The organism is Microcystis sp. M090S1 (genome assembly GCF_020246295.1).
Lineage (GTDB): Bacteria > Cyanobacteriota > Cyanobacteriia > Cyanobacteriales > Microcystaceae > Microcystis > Microcystis aeruginosa.
Map to the genome: position 1 here is coordinate 1 of NZ_JADBTF010000505.1, position 5,011 is coordinate 5,011.

Here is a 5,011-nt window from a genome sequence, read left to right on the forward strand (position 1 = left end):
CTGTCTCCCGTCTCCCGTCTCCCGTCTCCCGTCTCCCGTCTCCTGTCTCGGAGTCTCCTGTCTCAGAGTCTCCTGTCTCGACCAGGAAATTAATTTTGCACGACTACTTACTATAAGAATTCATCTTTCTATCGTATTGAGGACGACAGGGACTGCCCCAAGCGACCTTTTGAGCGGGAATATCAGCAAATACGCTACTTCTTGCCCCAATAACAACATTAGAGCCAATTTTTACCCCCGGAGCCAAAAAACAATCGGCCGCGATCCATGTACCATTACCAATGAGGATGGGAGTGGTTTTTAAGCTGAAAGAGCGATCGCAGGGATCGTGACTGCCAGTGCAAAGATAACATTTTTGAGAAATCACACAATGACTGCCGATGGTAACGTTATCTAAACTATAAATCACCACATCATCGCCGATCCAAGTATAATCGCCGATCGCCACTTTCCAAGGATAAGTAACCCTTGCCGTCGGGCGAATTTTCACCCCAAGGCCGATTTTAGCCCCGAATAGTCGCAAAATAGCGCAGCGAAAGCTGTCCATTTGGTGCAAACTGAGGGGAAAAAGAATTCCCTGTACTAACCACCAAAGTAGGATAATCGGATTAGAACGACCGCGATCAAACCAAGATTGATCGTAGGTACGCAGATCTAGCCACGCTTCCTCATCGGTGCGGATTTCTGGGGACATAGGACTTATTTAATCATTTCCGCGGGTTGAGGTTCCGAGGGTTTAACCGGGGGATTAGCATGGGCATTAACGTTTAATTTACCGCCAAATTGCCGTAATTCGTACAATTTAACCCCTATTTGGTATTCGTACTGACTCAAAAGACGACCGTAGATATAACCAGCTTTGCCATCCAAGAAACCGAGACGGATAAAATAAAAGAGAATAAAGCGCAGCAGCGGTTTAAAGGACAATTTTACCCAAATTTTCTTTAAAAAACGTTTTCTCTGCACCGCATCACCGAACAGGTTCGCTCCGATCGTGCCGCTTTCGTCATTACCCGTGAGAATATTGTAATAAACTCGCGCCTCCCAGTTGGAATAACGATTATGTCTTTCTAACCAATGATAGATATCGCGGAAATCGATGTGCAGCATATCATTTTTCAGATATCCCACCTTGCCATCGAGGATAACGTGTTCGTGAACCTCGTTATCTCCCGTGTTGGGGATATCTTCCGTGTTTAAATTCTCGTATCTGCCCGACTTATGTTTAAATAAGCGCAGATTCCAGTCGGGATACTTGCCACCATAACGAATCCATTGTCCGAGGAAGAAGACGCGACGATTGAGATAATAACCGTTATAGTTGGGATCTTGGATCACGCTGGCGATTTCGTCCCATAGTTCGGGGGTGATTCTCTCATCACAATCGACGATTAATACCCATTCATTGCGAAAAGGCAGATTATCGAGGGACCAGTTTTTCTTTTTCGGCCAACGACCATTAAAATAAAATTGGACTACATTAGCCCCATAGTTTGTAGATATTTCGATCGAGCGATCGCTACTTTGGGAATCGACGACAAACACTTCATCAGCCCTAGCAACACTCTCTAAACAGGCGGGAAGGTTAGATTCCTCGTTTTTGGCGGGAATCAACACCGAAACGGGAATTTTTTCTGATTGACTAAACATTGGTACACTGTGGCTAGGTAGAGTGTTCGCATCTTTCCTTAAAACCCTTAGTCACTCTGAAAGCGAGAACTAGGACCTAAGATTTTTCTTGATCTTACTATACCTTATTTGGTTTTTTACCTAAAAATATCGGCTTGAACCCAAGAGAGAGACTCCTAGAGACTTGCATATTCTCCCAGAAAATAGTGAAAAATTTGATCGCTAATTTCTAACTGCGAAATAGACGACTATACTGGGTTTCGTGGTTCATACTGGCAAAACTTAGCCCCCAACTCCAACTGCTCAGGTTTTCATCGGCTAAACTGATAATATCTGCTGTTGCTGTTAATAAACTGGGCTGTAAACCGATCAGAAGGGATTGTCCTAGGGTTTGCCCTAGGGGAATTAAACGCAATCCTGCATTGATTAAATTACTTGCCCAACTGTGTAAATAGCCTAAAACCGCTAATTCTTCGCCAATTTGCCAATGACTTGCCCCGATCGCAAAAGCGGTGGCATAATTAGCCTGTTCTGGTAGATTATCTCTGGCCGGCGCTAACTCCCGCAATAAGTTTAACAGCGATCGCCCCATTTGCCAGCTTTGCTGTCTTAATTCGGCCGTTTCCCGCGTTGCCGATAACCAATTATCCCAATAATTAAGTTTTGTAAAATCCTCTTGACAAAAACAACGATATACCCTTACCAAAACAGCCGTTTCTAAGCGAATCGAGCCTTGACAAAGCGATCGCTCTAACCAATCATTTAAGCTGGCACTATTGGAGATAATCCCCTTTTCGACGAGGGTTTCTAGCCCCTCGGAATAACTATAAGCCCCCACGGGTAAAATGGGACTAGCCAATTGTAATAAACACAAAAGTTCTTTTTGAGCGAGCATAGAAAACCGAGAAAATTGTCCTTAACACAATTAGGGAAATGCTTGGCACTTCCGTATGTAGATCGAGCCTGTAGAAAGCGGCACTCTGTGAATTATACCGTGGTTAATAGCCACAATTATAAACTACTATACTTATGTCCTCACGAGAACAGCATTTTCTGAAAATAAATCTTGTCGTTCTCCTCTTGATTTTAGCTTTGATTGCTTGGGTTGATCGGGAAAAATTACACTCTAGTCTTTTGTTTTATCCTCCCGCTACTCCCCCAACTCCGCTCGCTGGTTTATTAACCCATTCTTTTCAATTGCTTTGTTGTTTACCCCCGATTGTTTGCCTTTTTAGTTATGCTTTATTGTCCCGCAAGACAAGTTTCAATAATTCTGACATTTTTTTACTTTTTTCTGGCATAATAACGGGACTTTTTGCCATCAATGAAATCTTCAGAATTCATATCATTCTCCTCTATTTTAATATTCCCAAATTCTTGACTATCTCTGTTTATGCCCTCGCAATTCTGATTTATGGTTTAGCATTTTGGCGGCGAATAATACAAACTTATTACCAAATTTTAATCATCGCTTTAGCACTTTTAACTTTGGCAATCGCTATCGATTTTCTCCAGATTAAAAATCAAGGTTTTGCTAGTCTAAGTGAAGGAATTCCTAAACTGTTAAGTGCTGTGAATCTAGCTGGCTATTTTTGGGATGTATGTTTTCAAGAAATTTCCGCCCAGATCAAATCCCAATAAATTATCCATTCATCTGTTTAACCAGATGTAAAATTTCGGGAAGAATCAGTTTTTCTAGGGCTAATTTAACGGCATTAGTGGAACCGGGGAGAGAAAAGACTAATAAGTTTTGATAAACCCCAGCTATTGCCCTTGATGCCATGGCACGGGAGCCAATTTCCTGATAGCTGAGATAACGAAATAATTCGCCAAAACCGGGCAAAGTAATCCTTAATAAAGGTACTAAAGCATCATAGGTATTGTCTCTGGGAGCAATACCCGTACCCCCATTGAGAATTAAGACTTTTATCTGATTTTGATTACTAATCTCTGGTAAGATTGCTTGAATTTGTAAGGGTTGATCGGGGATAATTAAGTATAGGCCGATATCATGACCCGATCGAGTTAGTAACTCTTGAATTATTTGGCCACTCCTATCCGTCTCTGGGGTACGAGTATCGCTCACCGTGACTACGGCACAGGTAAGGTTAAGGGGGGCGGTGTCGGGATGGGGAATAAAGGTCATAATTAGCGATCAGCTGAGAGTTGGAGAAAAACAAGTATTGAGAACAAATGTATGCACTAAGTAGCCAGTGCAGTCAACCGAGAATAAAAAACTTAACTTTTGCAAGTATTGCCGATTTTTGCCAGTTTTTGGAACCTTTTCGCCGGTAATGATGACAAGGTGAAAGGAGCTTCTAGAGAACAGATTATCCCAAAATAACAAAATCGAGATTATCATCTAATTGGTATAGATTATGACTGGAATTATGAGTCAACTCAGTCCCCTACAAGCCGAACAAATCAAGGAAATCGGGACTTATTTACGTCAAAAACGAGAAGAAAGCGGCCTGAGCATAGACGATATCGCCGCCCTGACGATGATTAGAGTACCAATGCTAGAAGCGTTGGAAACGGGGAATTGGCAGAAATTACCAGAATTAATTTATGTCAAGGGATTTATCAAACGCTACGGTGATGCTCTAAAAATTGATGGTAAAGCTTTAGCCGATCGCTTGTCTCCTAGTGCGGAACAATTAGCTCAAGAGGTAACTATCCCGAAAACACTGCCCACAAAAGTTACCCCTCTCCCCAAGGCTGAACCCGCTGCCCCAAAAGTGGAACCGGTGAAACCAGAAAAACCAGCCCCGGAAACTGGCCCCCAACCGGCTAAATCAACCTTTTTCGGGATGTATCTCTGGCTAGGCTTGCTGGCGGGTATATTTTGCGGTATTGGCTATCTTTTCCTCCGTCCCCCTCTCTCTAACCCCCCTGCCGTTACTCCCTCTCCTTCCCCCGTGGTTTCCCCCGCGCCGGTAGTCCCTCCCGCACCGATAGCCTCTCCTTCCCCTTCTCCTCAGTCAAAAGTTCCCCTCTCAGCCCAGGTAACTATTGAACAGGCCGCTTGGGTAAGGGTAATTGCCGATGGCAAAAAAGTCCATGAAGGCAATCTCCAACCCGGGACTAAACAAACTTGGACAGCCCAAAAGAGTTTAAATATTCGATCGGGCAATGCTGGCGGTGTTAAAATCTCTCTTAACCAAAAACCTGCCCAATTAATGGGTAAAGCTGGCCAAATTGGCGAAATCACCCTAACTGCACCTCCTCTCAGCGATCGGTAGGTGGTGATTCGGTAGTAGTGATGGCGGCTTAATCCTTTGCTTTGCTGTGCATTGTAGTCATGGATAAAATACCAAAGGGCTCCCCAACGTGATTCTCCATTTTTTTAGAGAAAGATAGACTCTCTCTCACCAGCCGAGAA

At 43.4% G+C, this 5,011-nt stretch carries 6 protein-coding genes; 2 read left to right on the plus strand and 4 right to left on the minus strand.

Going from position 1 to position 5,011, the window contains the following annotated elements:
* Positions 1 to 103: 103 nt before the first annotated feature.
* The 3 genes from hpsU to IM477_RS22225 all read right to left on the minus strand — a co-directional run bounded on the left by hpsU (position 104) and on the right by IM477_RS22225 (position 2,524).
* Positions 104 to 694 (minus strand): hormogonium polysaccharide biosynthesis acetyltransferase HpsU, encoded by a 591-nt coding sequence (gene hpsU / locus IM477_RS22215; protein WP_012266866.1) that lies wholly within the window; start codon positions 692 to 694, stop codon positions 104 to 106.
* Between the two features lie 5 nt (positions 695 to 699).
* On the minus strand, positions 700 to 1,650 hold the full coding sequence (locus IM477_RS22220; protein WP_287733514.1) for a glycosyltransferase family 2 protein: 951 nt from the start codon (positions 1,648 to 1,650) through the stop codon (positions 700 to 702).
* A gap of 208 nt (positions 1,651 to 1,858) precedes the next feature.
* The gene (locus IM477_RS22225) at positions 1,859 to 2,524 is read right to left on the minus strand and encodes an urease accessory protein UreF (protein WP_287733515.1); all 666 of its coding nucleotides are present in this window, start codon (positions 2,522 to 2,524) and stop codon (positions 1,859 to 1,861) included.
* A gap of 134 nt (positions 2,525 to 2,658) precedes the next feature.
* On the opposite strand from IM477_RS22225, the gene IM477_RS22230 reads away from it, so the two are divergent.
* The gene (locus tag IM477_RS22230) at positions 2,659 to 3,270 is read left to right on the plus strand and encodes a DUF8692 domain-containing protein (protein WP_287733516.1); all 612 of its coding nucleotides are present in this window, start codon (positions 2,659 to 2,661) and stop codon (positions 3,268 to 3,270) included.
* Position 3,271: 1 nt separating this feature from the next.
* Here the strand turns inward: IM477_RS22230 and IM477_RS22235 are convergent, their stop codons facing one another.
* Positions 3,272 to 3,775 carry a MogA/MoaB family molybdenum cofactor biosynthesis protein gene (locus IM477_RS22235; protein WP_079207582.1) on the minus strand — a complete coding sequence of 168 codons (504 nt, stop codon included), beginning with the start codon at positions 3,773 to 3,775 and terminating at the stop codon, positions 3,272 to 3,274.
* A 232-nt stretch (positions 3,776 to 4,007) separates the two neighbouring features.
* Here IM477_RS22235 and IM477_RS22240 point away from each other — a divergent pair, with 232 nt between their 5' ends.
* Positions 4,008 to 4,871, plus strand: a complete 864-nt coding sequence (locus IM477_RS22240; protein ID WP_287733517.1) for a helix-turn-helix domain-containing protein — start codon at positions 4,008 to 4,010, stop codon at positions 4,869 to 4,871.
* Positions 4,872 to 5,011 lie beyond the last annotated feature (140 nt).

Excerpts from the sequence above, each read along its gene's own strand:
- hpsU (WP_012266866.1), bottom strand. The coding sequence starts at position 694 with ATGTCCCCAGAAATCCGCACCGATGAGGAAGCGTGGCTAGATCTGCGT.
- IM477_RS22220 (WP_287733514.1), bottom strand. The coding sequence starts at position 1,650 with ATGTTTAGTCAATCAGAAAAAATTCCCGTTTCGGTGTTGATTCCCGCC.
- IM477_RS22225 (WP_287733515.1), bottom strand. The coding sequence starts at position 2,524 with ATGCTCGCTCAAAAAGAACTTTTGTGTTTATTACAATTGGCTAGTCCC.
- IM477_RS22230 (WP_287733516.1), top strand. The coding sequence starts at position 2,659 with ATGTCCTCACGAGAACAGCATTTTCTGAAAATAAATCTTGTCGTTCTC.
- IM477_RS22235 (WP_079207582.1), bottom strand. The coding sequence starts at position 3,775 with ATGACCTTTATTCCCCATCCCGACACCGCCCCCCTTAACCTTACCTGT.
- IM477_RS22240 (WP_287733517.1), top strand. The coding sequence starts at position 4,008 with ATGACTGGAATTATGAGTCAACTCAGTCCCCTACAAGCCGAACAAATC.